At 71.1% G+C, this 18,593-nt stretch carries 17 protein-coding genes; 4 read left to right on the forward strand and 13 right to left on the reverse strand.

Going from position 1 to position 18,593, the window contains the following annotated elements; all coding sequences use genetic code 11:
* Positions 1-59 precede the first annotated feature (59 nt).
* The gene (locus tag DEJ31_RS04385) at positions 60-383 is read right to left on the reverse strand and encodes a hypothetical protein (protein WP_111044703.1); all 324 of its coding nucleotides are present in this window, start codon (positions 381-383) and stop codon (positions 60-62) included.
* 22 nt (positions 384-405) lie between these two features.
* Between DEJ31_RS04385 and DEJ31_RS04390 the strand changes: the two genes are divergently transcribed.
* Positions 406-822 carry a hypothetical protein gene (locus DEJ31_RS04390; RefSeq protein ID WP_110904305.1) on the forward strand — a complete coding sequence of 139 codons (417 nt, stop codon included), beginning with the start codon at positions 406-408 and terminating at the stop codon, positions 820-822.
* A 7-nt stretch (positions 823-829) separates the two neighbouring features.
* On the opposite strand, the gene DEJ31_RS04395 is transcribed toward DEJ31_RS04390, so the two are convergent.
* From DEJ31_RS04395 to DEJ31_RS04420, 7 genes are all read right to left on the reverse strand, one after another.
* A complete protein-coding gene (locus tag DEJ31_RS04395) occupies positions 830-1,195 on the reverse strand; it encodes a hypothetical protein (protein WP_146236782.1) in 366 nt (121 codons plus the stop codon).
* Complete coding sequence (locus DEJ31_RS17135) at positions 1,192-1,341, reverse strand: hypothetical protein (RefSeq protein WP_181421627.1); 150 nt, start codon at positions 1,339-1,341, stop codon at positions 1,192-1,194. Before DEJ31_RS17135 ends, DEJ31_RS04395 begins: the two co-directional genes overlap by 4 nt.
* A 731-nt stretch (positions 1,342-2,072) precedes the next feature.
* Entirely contained in the window at positions 2,073-2,426 is a 354-nt protein-coding gene (locus DEJ31_RS04400; RefSeq protein ID WP_146236781.1) for a hypothetical protein, read from the reverse strand.
* A gap of 35 nt (positions 2,427-2,461) precedes the next feature.
* Positions 2,462-7,894, reverse strand: coding sequence for a DUF6531 domain-containing protein (locus DEJ31_RS04405; RefSeq protein WP_111121273.1), 5,433 nt, complete (start codon positions 7,892-7,894; stop codon positions 2,462-2,464).
* Positions 7,895-8,038: 144 nt separating this feature from the next.
* A complete protein-coding gene (locus tag DEJ31_RS04410; RefSeq protein WP_110824133.1) occupies positions 8,039-8,320 on the reverse strand; it encodes a pyrophosphorylase in 282 nt (93 codons plus the stop codon).
* A 187-nt stretch (positions 8,321-8,507) separates the two neighbouring features.
* Positions 8,508-10,349, reverse strand: a complete 1,842-nt coding sequence (locus DEJ31_RS04415; RefSeq protein ID WP_111044706.1) for a DEAD/DEAH box helicase — start codon at positions 10,347-10,349, stop codon at positions 8,508-8,510.
* 94 nt (positions 10,350-10,443) lie between these two features.
* Entirely contained in the window at positions 10,444-11,202 is a 759-nt protein-coding gene (locus DEJ31_RS04420) for an SDR family NAD(P)-dependent oxidoreductase (protein ID WP_111121274.1), read from the reverse strand.
* 67 nt (positions 11,203-11,269) lie between these two features.
* Between DEJ31_RS04420 and DEJ31_RS04425 the strand changes: the two genes are divergently transcribed.
* Positions 11,270-11,839, forward strand: a complete 570-nt coding sequence (locus DEJ31_RS04425) for a TetR/AcrR family transcriptional regulator (RefSeq protein ID WP_258366145.1) — start codon at positions 11,270-11,272, stop codon at positions 11,837-11,839.
* 13 nt (positions 11,840-11,852) lie between these two features.
* Here the strand turns inward: DEJ31_RS04425 and DEJ31_RS04430 are convergent, their stop codons facing one another.
* Positions 11,853-12,410, reverse strand: coding sequence for a MarR family winged helix-turn-helix transcriptional regulator (locus tag DEJ31_RS04430; RefSeq protein ID WP_181427416.1), 558 nt, complete (start codon positions 12,408-12,410; stop codon positions 11,853-11,855).
* A 250-nt stretch (positions 12,411-12,660) separates the two neighbouring features.
* On the opposite strand from DEJ31_RS04430, the gene DEJ31_RS04435 reads away from it, so the two are divergent.
* Entirely contained in the window at positions 12,661-14,727 is a 2,067-nt protein-coding gene (locus DEJ31_RS04435; protein ID WP_111121275.1) for an MDR family MFS transporter, read from the forward strand.
* A gap of 80 nt (positions 14,728-14,807) precedes the next feature.
* Positions 14,808-15,422 (forward strand): TetR/AcrR family transcriptional regulator, encoded by a 615-nt coding sequence (locus tag DEJ31_RS04440; protein ID WP_111121276.1) that lies wholly within the window; start codon positions 14,808-14,810, stop codon positions 15,420-15,422.
* A 158-nt stretch (positions 15,423-15,580) separates the two neighbouring features.
* Here the strand turns inward: DEJ31_RS04440 and DEJ31_RS04445 are convergent, their stop codons facing one another.
* From DEJ31_RS04445 to DEJ31_RS04455, 4 genes are all read right to left on the reverse strand, one after another.
* Positions 15,581-16,774 carry an AraC family transcriptional regulator gene (locus DEJ31_RS04445; protein ID WP_111121277.1) on the reverse strand — a complete coding sequence of 398 codons (1,194 nt, stop codon included), beginning with the start codon at positions 16,772-16,774 and terminating at the stop codon, positions 15,581-15,583.
* Positions 16,775-16,839: 65 nt separating this feature from the next.
* A complete protein-coding gene (locus DEJ31_RS04450; protein WP_110904294.1) occupies positions 16,840-17,100 on the reverse strand; it encodes a hypothetical protein in 261 nt (86 codons plus the stop codon).
* A gap of 48 nt (positions 17,101-17,148) precedes the next feature.
* Positions 17,149-17,316 carry a hypothetical protein gene (locus tag DEJ31_RS17140; protein ID WP_181433453.1) on the reverse strand — a complete coding sequence of 56 codons (168 nt, stop codon included), beginning with the start codon at positions 17,314-17,316 and terminating at the stop codon, positions 17,149-17,151.
* Between the two features lie 226 nt (positions 17,317-17,542).
* Positions 17,543-18,508 carry a helix-turn-helix domain-containing protein gene (locus DEJ31_RS04455; RefSeq protein WP_111121278.1) on the reverse strand — a complete coding sequence of 322 codons (966 nt, stop codon included), beginning with the start codon at positions 18,506-18,508 and terminating at the stop codon, positions 17,543-17,545.
* Between the last annotated feature and the right edge of the window lie 85 nt (positions 18,509-18,593).

Genomic DNA, 18,593 nt, shown 5'->3' on the forward strand with positions numbered 1-18,593 from the left:
ACGACGCCCCGATCTGGGGACGCCGCCACCCCGACTCCGAACGGTGCAGGACAGGGTCGTCAGAACGGGGCGTGTCGGAGCCACCAGGCCTGCGAACGGATCCGGCCGACCAGTTCGCTGAACCGCCCGGACCGCTCGAGGTCCGGGCGGCCGTCGTCGTGCACCAGGTACCGGTCGGAGAGCCGTCCGGAGCCGGCACCGAGCAGCGCCTCGAGGTCACGGAGGGCCACGTTCCGCTGAGAGCGGGTGAGCTCGTCCCTCCGCAGCCGGTCGGCGTGCCCCTGGAAGCGCTCCGCGGCATGGCCGCCGACGTCGTCGACCTCGCGCACCAGTGGCACGATCGCGTCGACCGCGTCCGCCAGTCGTTCCAGCCGCCCCCGCACACCGGGAGCCTAGACTCGCCCCATGTTCGGACGAGCACGACGCGACACGGAACCGGTCGATCTCGGCACGCTGGCGCCCTGGCAGTCGGACGGCGTCTCGGCGCAGTGCGTCCCGCTGCCGATCGGCCGCAAGGGCAAGACCATCCCGGGCGTCATGCTCTTCGACGGCACGGTCTCACCGGTGTTCGCGGTACGTGAGGTCCAGCAGCTCGTCGACCACGACCTCAACACCGCCGAGAACGTCAACCAGCCGCCGATCGCCTTCCTGATGTGGCCGGACGACGCCGCTGACGACTCACCCGCCGGGCGTTGGCTCCACGATGCTCCCGCGGAGAGCCTGACCCTGCTCGTCGATCCGCTGGAGACGCCGCCGACGGTGCAGCTGCTGGGACCAGCACTGAACTCGTTCCGCGAGTGGGTGCACACGCTCCCCCGCTGACCTCAGGTCAGACGCGGCGACGTTCCACCATCCACCGCAGGTGCGCGCCGAAGACAGACCCGGCAAAACTGCACGTGATCCACGGCAGCAGGGCCGCATCCCACCCGTCGAGGACACGGGTGAAGAGGACCATCGCGCCGAAGATCCCCACGACGAGGAGCAACGACGCCGTCACCGGTCGGAGCAGTGCGAACACACTTCCTCCCCAGACGAGTCCGGCGACGAAACCCACCGCCAGGTAGGGGGCGAGAAGAGCGGCGTGCCCGCCCGCGACGCCGACTGGGACACCGATACCCACGACCAGCAGGCACACCGCCGCGATCACGTTCACCGGATGCTGTCGCTGTCCACGCCAGCGCTTCGTCTGCGTCATTGCGGGTAGTACCCACTGTTCTGGAGAGTGAGGTGCGCGGTGTCGGTGACGATGCCCGTGACGCCGCCGACGCTGGCCGACACGTTGAGCCCGAGAGTCGCTGTCCGCGCCAGCGCCTTGTCTGCGACTGCTGCCGCGCTGGCCATACGTGACGCTGAAGCGGCAGTGGCGGCCCGCGCTACGGCGCGGCCTGAACCTCCATCCCGCCGCAACCGGGGCGCCGCTGATCCCGCCGACAGCGGTCTTCCCCTCTCCAGACCAGTTCGATCAATCGGGGCAGACGCCTATGCTGAAGCGGTGTTCGATCGTCTCCGGCAGATCAAGAGCCCAGAGCCGCCCGCGTGGGCGCTGACCGAGGTTGCGCCATGGCTCGGCACGTCTGCCCGAGCTGAGTGGGCACCACTCGCCGTCGGTCGACGACGACGCTTGGTTCGTTCCGTCGTCGTCCGTACTGTTCAGTTGAGTGCGCAGTTCCGGGTCTCAGATCTCGATCGTGTCCTGCGGAAGCAGCAGGGAATCGCCGAATCGTCGAGCTCACCACTGATGTTCTTGTGCTGGCCGGAGGCCGCTGGTCCGTCGTCAGCAGCGGAGCCGTGGACGACTCAGGTGCCGGCCGAAACTCTGCTGATGCTTCCGGCTGCTATGGACACGCCGCCCCCACTCATCCTGCACGATGAGGAACTCCGCGGTTTGACCCGCTGGGTACAGTCCCTTCCGGCCTGACTGCGACATGCAGCGGATGAAGGTGCGCTGACTGCCGAACACCGCTCACTTTGCTCATCGCCCGATGTACTTGCAGCTACCACACTTTGTCACGTCGCGGTCACGACACGACACGACACGACACGAGACGACACGACACGACACGACACGAGACCTACGCTTCGCCGCTCGGATCGCTCGATGTTCGGCGGAGTCGGCCACGTGCAGATCTGCCGTACTCGACGGCAACCGCCGCCGTCAGGAGCCACATCATCGATGATGCGCGGAAGACACCGCCGATTCCGACCAAGACGATGAAGCCAGCGGGGATCGTGAAGGGGATGATCGCTCGTATCAGAGCCTGACGAGGTTCGAGGAAGCCCAACAAGAACCCGTAGGCCAACCCGATCACCCCTGCCGCCGCTGCTTTGGCCACCGGGACTTGAGCGATCCAAACGGTCAACCAGGTAGCCACAATGACGACGAACACCAGCGTCGTGACCCGCCACACCAGCGCGTGGTCCTTCAACGGTCGCCTCGCAGTTCTACTGCCCGGCATCAAGATCAATCTCCACCCGTCAGGGCATTGCTCAGCATGTCGAACCCACCACCGGTAGTCGCACCCAGGCCTGCGCTCCCCCACAAGGCACGCGTGTTGGTTCGCATCGGGTTCAACGCTCCCTTGAGCGTCCCCGGGTGGAACAACGGCACTTGCGCGAGCGTGTCGACGCCGTGCATGCTCGGCGTCCACTTGGCGAATGCAGCCGAGAGCGCTGTCCCGGAGACACCACTCGTCGCTATCTTCGACGGGTTCAGGTCGTCGCCTGAGATGATCTCCTTGGCAGCTTCGCCGACGGACGAGGACACCCCAGTGATGGCCAGAGCGCTGGCGTTCGCAACGTGCCCCGTCACGTCGTGTCCGAATCTCGCCGCGATCGTTCCACCAGCGGGTCCCGCCAATCCGCTCGCGCCGGCGGCTAGCCCGCCGCCGACCGTGGCACCGGCAAGCTCCCACCAGTTCTCCACTTTGCCGCCGTGCTCGGCGAGGTAGGTTCCTGCGCCTCCTAGGGCTCCGACCCCGCCATTGACGGCCGCGTTGACGGCAGCTGCTCCAGCTGCTCGACCTGCCGGTGCCGCGGCCATGGCTGCCTTGCCGAACATCGCGGCACCGCCGCCTAGCGCGCCGGTGACCGCACCGACCGCCGTGTCGAGACCGACCTTGCCCCAGTCGACCGACCCGTGCTGGGCCTTCTGTGAAGCCGTGGACAGCGCACCGCTCACGAGCCCTCCAGAGGCGGCCATCAGGGCGATACCGGCCGGGCCACCGATGCCGGTCATGAGCAGTCCCACACCGAGGATCACCCCTAACCCACCGGCAGCTCCGGCCACGACGTACTCCCAGTGGCTGCCGTGCTCGTCCTGGTACGCCTGCAGGTCGGCGTCCGTCGCCGGCCGGAGCCCCAGCGGATCGACGGCGTGCAGCGGATCGTTCCCCGCGTAGGCGTAGGGGTTGCCGGACCACGCCGTACCCATCACCGGCGGCAGCGGGTCGACCGACAGGAACCCGCGGGCAGACGGGTCGTACACACGTGCGCCGAGCCATTCCAGGCCCGCGACGGCGAGCCCGCCCGTCACCGTCAGGTCGACGCCGGTCGGTAGCGCGGGTGCGGCCTGGAGGCCCGTGGCCGCGCTGAGCACACCCCACGGGTCCGCCGTGTCGGTCGCGCGCGCAGCCCGCCAGGTGGGCTGCGCCCAGTCGTCGCCGAGCGCCGTGATGCCGCCCGGGAGGCCGAGGACGTGCAGGCCGCCGATCGACAGCAGCGACGGGGTCGGGGACGCGCTGTCCCACCACGTCTCGGCACCGTCGACCTCGAGCGGTTCGCCGAGGACGTCGACGCGGAGTCGGTGCGCACCGGTCTCGGCGTACGCAGCGTCGCGGTCGACGACGGCGGCCAGGTAGCCGAGGTCATCCCACGCGTACTCCGTGGTCGTACCGTCGGTGGCCGTGCGACGGATGCGGCGACCGAGCCCGTCGGAGACGTACTCGACGCGTTCGCCCGTCGCGTCGTCGGTGCTCGCGAGGAGCGTGCCGGCGGCGTCGTGCTCGTGGCGCAGCAGGCGGTCCGCCAGCCGCTCGGCGACGAGGCGGCCGGCGGGGTCGTACTCCCATGCGGTGGCGGTGCCGTCGGCGTGCTCGGCACGGACGAGCTGTCCGGCGTCGTCGTGCACGTACGACGTCGTCGCCCCGCCCTGCACCACGGCACGGATGCGGTCGTCGGCGTCGTGCTCGATCCGGGTGGTGTCGACGCCGTCGGTCGTCGTGGTGGTGTGGGCGACCAGTCGGCCGTTCTCCCAGCTCCAGGCGTGCACGACGTCGCCGACCGCGGCCTGGACGGGGCGTCCGGCGGGGTCGAGGACGAACGAGACGAGCGGGAGGCCCACCCGCTCCACGCCGACGAGCCGGCCGGCAGCGTCGCGACGGTAGGTGGTGCGCGTGCCGTCGGGCTCGGTGCGGGCCGTGCGGTTGCCGTCGGCGTCGTACTCCCACGTGACGGACCGGTCACCGCGGCTGCGTCGGACGAGCAGTCCCCGGCCGTCGTGCTGGAGTTCGTGGTCGAAGGCGCGGCCGTCTCCACCGCTGTGGTCGGTGACCACGACGGTGCGGGCGGCACGGTCGAATCGGACCTCGGACACGGTGCGGCCGTCGACCGCGACGGTGTGCTGTCGCCCCGAGGAGTCGAAGGACCACGTGGTGGTGTGCCCGTCGGGGTCGGTCTGCCCGGTCTGGCGGCCGGCGGCGTCGTACGTGGCCGCGGTCTCACGGCCGAGCGGATCGGTCACGGCGACGATCCGGTCGGCGCCGTCGTACCGGTAGGTCGTCACGCCACCGAGCGGGTCGGTGACGCTCGTCACCCGACCGCGGAGGTCGTGTGTGAACCGGGTCACGCCTCCGAGTCCGTTGACCGCCTCGACGAGCTGCCCGGCGGCGTCGTAGCGGAACCGGCGCTGCCCGGATCGGACGTCCTGGACGCCGACCAGTCGGCCGGCGCCGTCCCAGCGGTAGCGGGCCGTGCCGGCGCCGGGGGTGATCCGCGTGGTCACCCGTCCGACGGCGTCGTAGGTGGTGCGTTCGACGTCACCGGTCGGCAGGGTCCTGGTGACGGTGCGCCCGTCGGCGTCGTACCCGAGCTCGGTCCGTCCACCGAGCGGGTCCGTGCTGGCGGACGGTCGACCGCAGGCGTCGTACTCGTAGGTCGTCCGGGCGCCGGTGGGGCTGACGACGGCGGTCACCCGGCCGGCCAGGTCGCGCTCGAGTCGGGTCAGACCGCCCTCGCCGTCGACCAGTTCCACGGGCCGACCGCAGCGGTCGTAGGTGACCAGTTCAGCGCCACCGTCGTCGCCGGTGGTCTCAACCGGTCGGCCGTACTCGTCGTGGCGGACCGTCGTGGTGCCGAAGGCGTCCCGCAACGTCGTGACGCCCGTGGCGACGTCGGTGGTGCCCTCCACGCTGACGCCCGTGGGGTCGGTGATCCCGGTGAGTGCACCGTTCCGGTCGTGGTCGCGGCGCCAGACGTTGCCGTCGGGGTCGACGGTCGCACGGAGGCGGGAGAGCGGGTCGTGCTCGAAGGTCCAGCGGCCGCCGTCGGGGAGCTCGAGCGCGGCGACGTTGCCGAGGTCGTCGAACGTGCGGGTGACGGTGCGTCCGAGCGGGTCGGTGGTGCGCTCGGCTTCACCGTTCGCCCCGTACCCGTAGGCCGTGCGGGCACCGGTGGGGTCGGTCACGGCGACGATCCGGGAGCCCTCGTGTTCGAAGGTCCACTCGGCGCCGTCGGCGTCGCGACGGGAGGTCAGGCGTCCGGCCGCGTCGAACCGGTACTCGGTGCGGGCACCGGAGGGGGTGGTCACCGCGGTCGGTCGTCCGGCGGCGTCTCGCTCGATGCGCAGGACGTCGCCGAGGGCGTTCCGGGTCGCCACGAGTTCGCCGTGCTCGTCGTGTTCGAGCTCGACGGCGACACCCGTGGGGTCGACCGCGCGCCGGAGCAGTCCGCGTTCCCAGGTGAGTTCGCTGCGCCCGCCCTCGGGGTCGACGACGACCGACGGGTCACGGTCGTCACCGGTGTACTCGTAGGTCACGACGGAGCCGGTCTCGGTGACGACGGTGGTCACGCGGTCCTGGTCGTCGTACCCGTAGGTGATGTCCGCACCCGACGGCGTGACCGTCCGGGTCCGGCGGCCGCGGTCGTCGATGGCGTGGACGGTGACCGAGCCGTCGCGGTCCGTGACCGAGACCAGGCGACCGCGTGCGTCGTAGTGCATCGACTGGCGGGCGTCGTCGGTGTCCACGACCCCCACGAGTCGGCCCTTCGCGTCCGCGATCCACGTGTTCGACCGGGAGCCGTCCGGGTCGGAGACCACGGTGACGCGTCCGGGCAGGTAGGCGAAGCGCACGGTGCGGCCGTGCGGGGTGACCTGCTCGACGACGCGGCGGCGGTCGTCGTAGGTGTTGCGGGCCTCCACCACGCCGTGTTCGTCGACGACCGCGACGACCAGGCCGTCGTCGTCCCACTCGTAGGTGCGGGTGCCCGCCGGAGCGTGCACGTGCGTGAGCTGTCCGGCGTCGTCGTACTGGTACTCGACCCGGCGGCCGTCCGAGCCGCGGGCCACGACGACCCGACCGTCCAGCGACTCGACGTCGATCCAGCGTCCGCGCTCGTTCGCGAGACGCGAGACGGTGCCGTCGGCGCTCCGCTCGACCCGGACCGTCGTACCAGGACCGGTGCCGGCGGCGAGCCAGGTCCCGGACGGGGAGAACGCCCACCATCCACCGTCGGAGTCGCGGACGACGAGCTGGTCGCCCTCGTGCGTGAGTCGGACGTACTCACCGACGGCGCGGTCCCAGCCCTCGCCGTCCCGCGGGAACCGGAGCACCCGGCCGTCGGCCTGGGTCAGGGTCGCACCCTCGTCGTCGACGGCCAGACCGGTCTCGAGGACGGAGGCCCATCCGCGGCCGAACACCCCGACGCGGTCGTCGAGCGAGTTGTACATGCGGGTGAGCCGGAGCTGCTCGGACGCCCCGGTGAAGCCGAGGTCGAGTTCCGACTCGAGGAAGTTGCCGGTCGCGGTGTTGACCGGGTCCAGGGAGTAGCCCGTCGTGGGCGGCGCACCGAAGGCCTGCGGGGGTTCGATCGTCAGGCCGGACCGCTCGGCGGAGACCCCGGCCCCCTGCAGCGCGGCCGCGAGGGCGACGTCGGACACCGTCGACACCGAACCGCTGCCGCCCGCTGCCTCGAACGCCGCCGCGACGGTGTTCGCCCACGTCACGTCGGCGTCGTTGGCGGTCAACCAGCCGTCGATCGCGGTGGCGACCCCGTGCGCGCTGATCGACCCCCACTTGCAGCGGCTGGCGAAGTCGTCGAGCTTGCCGCGGAGCGCCGAACCGCGGCCCGTCAGCTGCCCGTTGAGGTCGGATGACCCCGTGGCGAAGGAGCGGAGGTCGGCCGGCCGGGCGGAGGACGTCCCGCCGCTCCCGCCACCACCGGAACCCGGAGTGGGCGTCTGACGCGTGCCGGCGGGTGGTGGGCTCGCCTGGAACACCGGCTCGGGCTCCGGGGCCTCCGACGGCGGCTTGTCCTCGCCGAACAGCCAGTCGTGGCCGACCTCGAGCAGGTTGCGTTCGTCGTGTTCCTTCTGCCAGTCGCGAGCACGCTTGCGTCGGGCGTTCTCCTGCTCCGCCGCGGTCTTCAGGATCCGGACCCAGCCCGCGACGTCGCGGAGGGTCCCGGTGAGCCGGGTGGCGTCGGTCGCGGCGGTCGTGGCGTTCTGACCGAAGAGGTCGGCGAAGTGTCCCCGGAAGTCCCTCGCCGCGGTGGTGACGTACGACGAGCGGCTGGCGGACTGACCCTCGATCGCATCGGCGGTGGACGTCAGCTCCGCGATGAGCGCATCGGCCGTCCCGTTGTCGAACTCGAGTGGTGCTGCCCCGTGCAAGTCGCTCATGTGCCGTCCCCCGGTCGTCGTCCTGATCGTGCTGGTGGTGCTGGTCGTGGTGGTGCTGGTCGTGCACGTGACACGACCCCTGCAGACGACAGCAGCCCGGCCCGTCGAACTGGTCGACGGCCCGGGCGCTGTCCGAGCAGCTGCTTACGCGCCGCCACCCGCGGTGAAGATGTCCTGCGAGATCTTGTCGAGCTGCGTGCGGAGCTGCTCGAGTTCGGTCTTCGCCTTGTCCAGCGCAGCCTTCGTCTCGGGCCAGGTCGACCCACGGAAGTTCGACGCCAGCGGGCCGTCCCACACGTTCGAGTCGGACAGGATGCGCCCCTGGGCGTCGAGCTGCGAGATCTGGTCCGTGAACCCACCGTTCACGATGGACTGGATCTGACGGATGGCGGTCTTCGCCTGTTCGGTCGAAAGCACACGCGACATGGTGAACCCCTCATTCTCTTCGTACCTGCACCCCCGCGCAGAAGATCCCCCGGAGGCTCTGACGTCGTCCACCATACCGGCTCGCAGAGCCGACGGACCAGGTTCTCCACAGACATGACGGGAGGCCCGCCACCAGATGGTGTCGGGCCTCCCGTCAGGCGGATGTGCGCATCAGCGCACGACCGTCTCAGTCGCGGTCGTCGCGGGTCTGCCGCGGCTTGCGGGTGTCGCCGTAGCCGCCACGGTCGTCACGCGAGCCCCGGTCGCCGTAGGGGGCGCCGTCACGACGCGTGCCGCTGTCGCGACGGATGCTGCCACGACGGTCCGGCTGGATCTCGATGAGCTTGCCGCTGATCCTGGTGTCGCGCAGGCGGTCGAGGACGTCCGAGCCCATGTCCGACGGCAGCTCGACGACCGAGAAGTCCGGGCGGATCTGGATGGCACCGAAGTCGTCACGACGCAGGCCGCCCTCGTTCGCGAGGGCTCCGACGATCTGGCGCGGCTCGACGCGGTGGCGACGGCCGACCTCGATGCGGTAGGCGGTCATCGGCACCGAGCGACGACGACGGTCACCGCCGTCGCGCTCCCGATCGCGGTCGCCGTCCCGGGCGGGGCGATCGTCACGGCTGCGACGCTCGTCGCGCTCGATCTGCTGGCGCGCACGGTCGTCGGCCGGGTCGAGGAGCAGCGGGGTGTCCCCCTGCGCCACGACCGCGAGCGCCGCAGCGACGTCGGACTCCGGCACGTCGTGGTGCTCGACGTAGTGACCGATGATGTCGCGGAACGCGCTGACGCGGGTCTGCTGCTCGAGCGCCGCGGTGATGGCGTCGTCGAAGCGGGTCAGACGCGTGGAGTTGACGTCCTCGACGCTCGGCAGCTGCATCTGCGTGAGCGGCTGACGGGTGGCCTTCTCGATCGCGGTGAGCAGGCGACGCTCGCGCGGGGTCACGAAGCTGATCGCGGCACCCGAACGGCCGGCACGCCCGGTGCGACCGATGCGGTGCACGTAGGACTCGGTGTCGATCGGGATGTCGAAGTTCACCACGTGCGTGATCCGGTCGACGTCGAGGCCACGGGCGGCGACGTCGGTGGCGACCAGGATGTCGAGCTTGCCGGACTTCAGCTGGTTGACGGTCCGCTCACGCTGGGCCTGGGCGACGTCACCGCTGATGGCGGCGGCGGCGTACCCGCGGGCCCGGAGCTTCTCGGCCAGGGTCTCGGTCTCGCTCTTGGTGCGGACGAAGACGATCATGCCCTCGAAGTCCTCGACCTCGAGGATGCGGGTGAGTGCGTCGACCTTCTGCGGGTACGACACGACGAGGTAGCGCTGCGTCGTGTTCGCCGAGGTGGTGGTCTTGGCCTTCACCGTGATCTCGGCGGGGTCGTTGAGGTACTGCTTCGAGATGCGTCGGATCTGCGCGGGCATCGTGGCCGAGAACAGCGCGACCTGCTTGGTGTCCGGCGTCTCGGCGAGGATCGTCTCGACGTCCTCGGCGAAGCCCATCTTGAGCATCTCGTCGGCCTCGTCGAGCACCAGGTACTTCAGCTCGGACAGGTCGAGCGTGCCCTTCGCGATGTGGTCCATGATGCGACCGGGCGTGCCCACGACGACATCGACGCCGCGTCGCAGGGCGGACAGCTGCACGCCGTACGCCTGGCCGCCGTAGACGGGGAGGACGTGGACGTTCTTCATGTGGGAGGCGTACTGCTCGAACGCCTCGCAGACCTGGAGCGCGAGCTCACGGGTCGGGGACAGCACGAGCGCCTGCGGCAGCTTCGCGCCGGACTCCATGCGGGACAGGACGGGCAGCGCGAAGGCGGCCGTCTTGCCGGTACCGGTCTGGGCGAGGCCGACGACGTCGCGGCCCTCGAGCAGGATCGGGATGGTGGCCGCCTGGATGGCGGAGGGGGTCTCGTACCCGATGTCCCTGACGGCCTTGAGGACGGGTTCGCTGAGCCCGAGGTCGGCGAAGGTGATCACGGGCTCCTCGTCGACGGTCTCGGTCGGTGTGGTGTTCTCGGTGCTCATGGGAGTACGGTATCCCGTTTCGGCCGGCTTCCGCATTCGGACGGGAGGCCCGTGGCGGCGCCGCCACGGGCCTCCCGTCCGGTCCGGGGTCGCGTCAGACGACCGACCAGCCGCCGTCGCTCGGCAGGACCGCCCCGTTGACGTTCGCGGAGTCGTCGCTGAGCAGCCAAGTGATGGCGGCGGCGAGCTGCTCCGGCTGGGCGACCGGCGGGATGGTGGTCTGCATGATCGGGCCGACCCGGCGGGCCGCGTACTCGCTCTTCATCGGCGCCTCGATGTTGGTCGCGACCGCACCCGGAGCGACCGCGTTGGCGCGGATGCCCTGGGGGCCGTGGAAGAACGCGACGCTCTTGGTGTAGCCGGCGATGGCGTGCTTGGACGACGTGTAGGCCGCACCCGCGGCAGAGGCCTTGAGCGCCGCCTCGGACGCGACGTTGACGACGGAGCCCTTGCCGGCCGCGATCATCAGCGGCAGCACGGCGCGGGTCAGGCGCATCGGGCCGGTGACGTTGACGCTGAAGACACGCTCCCAGGTGGCGTCGTCGACCTCGTCCGGCGGCAGGAAGGCGTCCATGATCCCGGCGACGTTGGCCAGCCCGTCGACGTGGTCGCCGGCGGCGGCGATGAGCGCGTCGATGGTGTCACTCGCGGCGACGTCCCCGACGACGGTCTGGACGTCGAGACCCTCGAGTTCGGTCCGGAGCGCGTCGAGGCGGTCGGCGACGACGTCGGTGGCGATGACGCGGCCGCCCTCGTGCGCGATGCGGGTGGCCGTGGCGCGTCCGATGCCGGATCCCGCTCCGGTGACGATGATGGTCGAGCCGGCGAACCGTCCGGCGGTGGTGTCGGTCATGGTGTCTCCTCCTTGCGTGGCGCTGCCTGCGCACCACAGTTGTAGCACTCAGTGCCGAAAGGGAGCCATGAGCGATCGCACCACGGGCCGTCCCCGCACGATCGACCCGGACGTGGTGTCCCTCGTCGCGCTCCGGATGTTCGACGAGCGCACGTACGACGCCGTCTCGATGGACGACGTCGCGACCGAGGCCGGGATCAGTCGACGCTCCCTGTTCCGGCTCTTCCCCACCAAGGGCTCGCTGGTGTGGGGCGGCCTCGACGCCTTCCGGGAGCGGTTCGAGGACGCCCTCGACGAGCGACCGGACGACGAGCCCTCGGCGACCGCTCTCCGCGCCTCGTACCGGATCGCGGCGACCTTCCCGGAGGACGCCGTCGAGGTGACGCGGCGACGACTCCGCGTGATCCGGGCGAACCCGAGTCTCGCGCAGGAGGGGGCCTTCTTCGTCACCGAACTCGAACGGACGCTGATCACGTTCGTGGCCGGGCGGGACGGGGTGTCCGAGGAGGACCTCGACGTCCGGGTGCGCTGCGCGGTCTTCGCGGCGGCGGCGGACGCCGCGCTGACCTGGTGGGCGCAGCACGGCGAGGGTGGGCCGGCCGAGGTCGTCGACCGGGTCCTGGCCGGGCTGGCCTGAGCCGAGGACTCCGCTACGGAGCCGGTTCGCCGTCCGCGGTGTCGGTGCCCGCGGTGTCGGTGCCCGCGGTGTCGGCACCCCCGATGCCCCCGCCCTCGCCGCCGGCGCCGAGCACCTCGGCGGCACGGTCGTTGAACCGGGTGAGGAGCCGGGCGAAGTCGCGCAACTCGTCGCCTTGGAAGACGCTCGTGACGTCGTCGAACACGGCATCCCCCTGCGCGTCGAGTCCGTCCAGCAGGGCGCGTCCGGCCGGTGCCAGGCCGAGCAGGGCCGCGCGGCCGTCGTCCGGGTCCGGTGCCGTGCGGACGTACCCGGCCTCGACGAGCCCGGCGATCCGCCGACTGACCACCGGGCGCGACAGTCCGGTGCGTTCCGCGACGGCGGTCGAGCGGACCTCCCCCAGTCGCTCGACGGCCCGGAGGATCACCCGCGCGGTCGGGTCGAGGCCGCCGGACTGCTCGATGAGCACGGTGCGCAGGGTCTGCCGCACCCAGAGCCGGTCGAGCTGCCGGCGGAGCAGCCGCTCGGCCTCGGCTCGGTCGTCGTCGTCGTTCCGGTCGTCCTCGGGCACGGCGACATCGTATGACGCGCCAACTAGTTGCTTGCAGAACGCAACGGATGTAAAGTTGCGGAGCCTGCAAGGTTTCAGGTTGCGCAGCGGCCCCTCCGTGGCCCACGCACCCGCCTCGCCTCCGCCCGACGGCGCACTCGCCGTCCGGCACGTCGAACCAGAAGGACCCGCATTGTCAACAGCCACCGCACAGACGCCGGTGCCGGGCCGGAGCGCCACCACCCCCGGTGCGCCCGGTCAGCAACCCCTGATGACCCACCGTCAGATCCTGCTCGTCATCTACGGGCTGATGGCGGGCATGTTCCTGTCCTCCCTCGGGCAGACGGTCTTCGGCACCGCGATCCGCACCATCGGGGACGACCTGCACGGTCTCGACCAGCAGGCCTGGGTCACCACCGCCTACCTGATCACCTCGACGATCGCGACGCCGATCTACGGCAAGCTCTCCGACATCTTCGGCCGCCGGCCGCTCTACATCTTCGGCATCGTGGTCTTCATCGTCGGCGCCGTGCTGTCGTCGATGTCCACGTCGATGCTCATGCTCGCCGCCTTCCGCGCGGTCCAGGGCATCGGGGCCGGCGCGCTGATGTCGCTGCCGCTCGCGATCATGGGCGACATCCTCGCCCCGCGTGAGCGCGCCAAGTACCAGGGCTACTTCCTCGCCGTCTTCGGCATCTCCTCGGTCATCGGCCCGCTCATCGGCGGTCTGCTCGCCGGCGCGTCCGAGATCCTCTTCATCACCGGCTGGCGCTGGGTGCTCCTCATCAACGTGCCGATCGGCATCGCCGCGCTCGCCATGGTGATCGTGTTCCTGCACCTGCCCAAGGTGCACGACAAGCGGGACAAGCCGGTCGTCGACTGGTGGGGCGCGACCTCGGTCATCGTCACCCTCGTCCCGCTGCTACTCGTCGCAGAACAGGGCCGCACCTGGGGCTGGGGCTCCCCCGCAGCACTCGCCTGCTACGTCATCGGCGCCGTCGGCCTCGTCGCACTGCTGCTCATCGAGTCGAAGATGGGTGACGCGGCGATCATCCCGCTGAAGCTCTTCCGCTCGGGCACGTTCTCGATGGCGACCGTCATCGGCTTCCTCGTCGGTTTCGCGATGTTCGGCGCCATGCTGACCATCCCGCTGTACCTGCAGATCGTCGTCGGTCTCAGTCCGACTGAGTCCGGCTTCGCCACGCTCCCCCTGGTCGGCGGCCTGATGATCGCCTCGATCACCTCGGGTCAGATCGTCGCCCGCGTCGGCCGCTACCGGATCTTCCCGGTCATCGGCACCGCGCTGGTGTCCGCCGGCTACGTCGTCCTGACCTTCATGACGATCGACAAGCCGCTCTGGTTCCTGATGATCGGCATGTTCCTCATCGGTCTCGGACTCGGTTCGGTCATGCAGTCCCTGACGCTCGCGTCGCAGGGCTCGGTCGAGGCCAAGGACATGGGCGTCGCGACCAGCTCTGCGACCTTCTTCCGTCAGATCGGTGGCACGCTCGGCACCGCCGTGCTCCTCTCGATCCTGTTCTCGGTGATGCCCGCCAACATCGTGCACGCCACCGCGAACAAGGCCGACCTGACCGACGCACTCGACGCGGCGCTCAACCCGACCGTCGCCAGCGCGAAGGCCAACCAGGGCGTGATGGACCAGATCTGGGACCCGATCGTCGACCCGATCCAGGACGAGATCGACTCCGGGCTCGCCCGCGGCACCACCGCCGCGAAGCAGGCCGCCGACCAGGCCGTCACCCAGCAGGTCACTGCCGCGGTCCAGGCGCAGGTCACCGCCGGGACGATCCCGGCGGCCGCCGCCCCGACCGTGATCGCCCAGCAGGTCGCCGACGCCACCCCGCAGGCCGAGGCCACCGCACTCGCGACGGCTGCCGACCGGGCGCACGCCAGCGTCGTCGACGGACGGCTCGCGGTCGACTGGACGGACGCCGGACAGCGCACCTACTGGGTCGACCAGGTCGTTCCCGACCTCGTCAAGCAGATCGACAAGGGCGCGAACGGCGACTCGAGCGCCTCGGCCACGAACGACACCTCGTTCCTGACCGGAGCCGACTCCCGGCTGACCCGCCCGTTCATGGCCGGCTTCAACGCCTCGTCCGTCACGATCTACTGGGTCGGACTCGGCGTGATCCTGCTCGCGTTCGTGCTCACCTGGTTCTTCAAGGTGCCGCCGCTGCGCCAGCGCTCGGCGCTCCAGGAGCAGGCGGACATGTCCGCCGAGGCACAGCTCGAGGCCGACGCCGGCCTGGCCGCGGCCGAAGCAGGCTCCTTCACCGGTCCGATGACCGGCTCCACGCCGACCCAGCGTCGGTGACCACCCGGGCCGCCCGCGCACGCCGGTCCCCACCGGCAGCGCGGGCGGCCCGCCCCACTTCTCCCCACCGGAGGTCGCCCGTGTCCCCCACGGCAGCACCCGCACGCGACAGCACCGCGGTCGACGGCAACAGCGAGCCCTGCACGCTCCGCGAACGCAAGAAGCAGCAGACCCGGCAGGCGATCCACGACGCGGCCCTCACCCGCATCACCGACCACGGCCTGGACGGCGTCACCGTCGAGCAGATCTGCGCCGACGCCGACGTCTCCCCGCGCACCTTCTTCAACTACTTCTCGTCGAAGGCCCACGCCGCGATCGGTCTCGACACCGTCGACGTCCCCGACTCCGTCCGCGACCGGTTCGCCGCCGCCGACGGGCCACTGGTCGACGACGTCTGCGACCTCGTCGCCCACACCGTCCCGCTCGCCGCGGACCGCGCCCGCACGAAGGAGCTGCTGGTCCGCCGCCCGGAGATGGCCCCGATGGTGATGCGCTGGATGGCCGAGTCCCGGAAGTCGCTCGTCGCCGCCGTCACCACGCGGACCGACGAGGACACCGCCCGGACCGCCGTCGCCCTGGTGATGTCGGCCCTCACCGAGGTCGCACACCGCTTCACCGTGCTGGACCAGGCGGACCTGGCCACGCGCCTCCGCGCCGTCGTCGCCGAGATGGTCGCGCTCGTCACCGATCGCTGACGGCCCGAGGCGCCTGCGGAAGGCCGGCCGACAGGGGACGCAGCCCCAGGACGTCGCGGTCGGACGGCCGGTCGGACGGACGGGAGGCACGTGGCGGCCGTGATCCCAGCCTCCCGTCCGGAGCCGGTCACCCCGCGACCGACACCCGAGAGCGCTGCTCAGGAGCGGTCGCCGGACCGGCGGAGCGCGCGCAGGTCGCGGAGGAAGGCGGTCGGCGTCGTGCCCCGTTCCTCCTTGAAGAGCTGCTGGAGCCGCCGGGGACGCAGACCGGCGGCCGCGGCGATGTCGGCGACCGTGCAGCCGTCGTCGAGGTGCGCCTCGATGTAGCCCACCGCCTGGCGGATCCGCCACGAGGACCGGCCGTCGGGGCGCTGCGCGGTGGCCGCCCGGAGCGTCGCCGAAGGGCCCTCCCCGAACCGGGCACGGTAGGCGGTCGCGAAGCGGCTGGGGTTCGTGAAGCGCCAGCGGCGTGCGACCTCGAGGACGCTGTTCGGCGACGCTCCTCGGAGGAGCTCCCGCCGGACCTCGTCCAGCCGTTGGTCGCGGAGGAACCCGTTCGGCGTGACGCCGAGCGTGCGCGCGAAGACCTGCTGCAGGCCGCGCTCACTCAGGCCCGCGGCGGCGGCGATGGCGGGCACCGAGGGGCGGTCTCGGACGTGCTCCTCGACGAAGGCGATGGCGTCCCGCAGGCGACTGGTGGTCGGGACCTCGTCGCCGCGGTCGCGGAGCGGGAAGGTGTCGAGGACGACGGTCGCGAGCCGTCGGTTCAGGGCCGTCCGCATCGCGCCGCGGACCCGGTCGTCCATCAGGGTCGGACTGACCTCGCCGAGCAACCGACGGAGCGGCTCGCGACGGGCGACCCGCTCGTCCTGCTGGCCGAACAGGACCGGCCCGTCGGGCATCGGGTAACCGAGTTCCCCCGCGGTCTTGCGGAGGAAGGCATCGGAGATGTGCACGCCGTTGTAGACGGTCTCCTCGGATGCGAAGCGGTACGCCTCGGACGCGGACGCGATGTAGGGGCTGCCCGGTCCGATCACGCGTGACCGGTCCGCGAAGTGCATCTCGAGGCGACCGCGCTGCAGCCAGAACACCACGTGGTCGTCGCGGGGTCCGATGACGCCACCGCGACGGCCACCGCGGGCGTTCATGGTGCGGAGTGTCAGGTCGTCGTCACCGATGACGGAGTACTCGTACCGTGTGCCCTCGGCCGCGAAGGTGTCGGTGGCGACGGTCGTGTCACGCCCGAGGTCCTGACCGGAGTACTCGGAGCGGAAGATCGCCGTGTAGTCCGAGCCGCCCGCGTCCGTGAACCGCTGTCTGCGGAACCCGTTGTCGTGGTGGATCGGTGGCACGCAGCCATCATGTCATCCGCAGAACGCGGAAGTCCGGGCTGTACCCGGACCGTGGAGAGGACCGCTCAGGCGCGGATCAGCGGTGCCCAGAACGCGTCCGGGCCGTCCTGCTGCACGGCGTCGCCCTCGAAGCGCCAGCCGTACCCGCCGACGAACTGCTGCGCGGCCGCGAGCTCGTCGACGCCGTCGTCCTGCGACCGGTCGAACAGGTGCACGCCGTGACCGATCGCGACACCGCTGTCGCTCACGAGCGTGAGGTCCCACCGGCCCTCTTCGGAGCGTTCGATGCGGACGACGGCGGCCTGGTCTGCGGAGAAGTCGGACATGTCGTCGAGCCTACGCACGCAGTCGGAGGCCGGTGCGGGGGGTCTGGGTCAGACGACGGTGAGGAAGTCCGCGTAGGTGAGCTCAGCGGGTGTCGACCCGGCCGTGCGGCGGGCGACCATCGCGTCGATCTCGTCGGGGTGGCTGAGCCCGCGGCGGTGCCATTCGCCGGCCTGCAGCCGTTGTTCGTGGAGGGAGGGTCTGACGCGGTCGTTCACGGTGCGCTCTTCCAGCTGGTGCGCCCGACCCGAAGGGTTCGGAGGCGCAGGGACAGCATCCCCCGCGCACCCCGCCGGACCGAGCCACGGGGTCCGTGGAGTACGCCCGCTGGACACGGTGTCCGGTCCGCGCACCGGCAGCGCTCCGGGCCTGTCGGACGGCGGCGGCGCGCCGGCGGTGACGACGAACGATCCGACCGAGCGGGCCGAGCCGACGGGTGGCCCGTCACACGCTCCGACGGCGGCGGAGCGTCGCCGAGGGCGGCTCTCCGAACGTGGCCGCGTAGGCGCCCGAGAACCTGCCGAGGTGCCCGACGCCCCAGCCGACGGCGATCTGCGCGACGGTGGCGGTCTCCGGGTCGGCTGCGCTGAGCTCGGCGCGTACCCGGTGCAGCCGGACCTGGCGCAGGAAGTGCATCGGGGACGCTCCGGTGTGCCGACGGAACGACGCCTGCAGGGACCGCACGGCGACCCCGGCGGCGACACTGACGTCCGTGATCGTGATGGGCCGACGGGCGTTCGCCACCATCCACTCCTGCGCGAGCCGCATGGTCGCCGGTCCGTCGCTGAGCAGCCCCGTCGGCGGGACGGGACGAGCGTCGAAGGTGCCGACGACGGCCTCCGCGACGGTCGTGTTGAGTGCCGAGCGGCGGTCGCGACCGGTCGTGGGGTCGAGCAGCGCCCCGGCCGACGCTGACACCACCGCGCGGAGTTGTCGGAGCGCCGCGGGGTCCGGGTGGCGTGCGAACTGCAGCGGTGTTGGCAAGTCTCCCTGTCGCGCGGCGGCGACGGACTGCAGGAACGTCCGGTCGAAGCGGATGACGTGCTGCACGGTCGGTGCCGCGCTGAACGCGAAGTCCCGGCCGGCCGGGTACATCACCGGGACGCCCGGCAGCATGTCGACGGGGTCGGACGAACCGGTGTCGAGCAGGATCCCCGGCGCGGAGGCCCATGCCAACACGTAGTCGTCGCCGGGGTCGATCGTCCCCCAGCGGCGGGCAGCGACGGACGAGGTCCCGACCGTGACGTGGTCGTCCCCGACCGCCCGGTACCGCCACGAGAACCCCTCGGGTGCAGGGTCCCCGATGTGGATGTCCTGGCTCGAGTAGACGTCTTCGTAGAACGCGACCGCTTCGTCGACGGCGATGCCGCGACGGTCGACGTGCACGAGGGGTTGTTCGACTGAGTCCATGCGCGCCCAGCCTGCCGCGGACCACCGACAAATGCGCCACCAATGACGAAGAGCCCCACACCGGTCGGTGCGGGGCTCTTCGTTC

The sequence above is a fragment of the Curtobacterium sp. MCPF17_031 genome (assembly GCF_003234035.1).
Lineage (GTDB): Bacteria > Actinomycetota > Actinomycetes > Actinomycetales > Microbacteriaceae > Curtobacterium.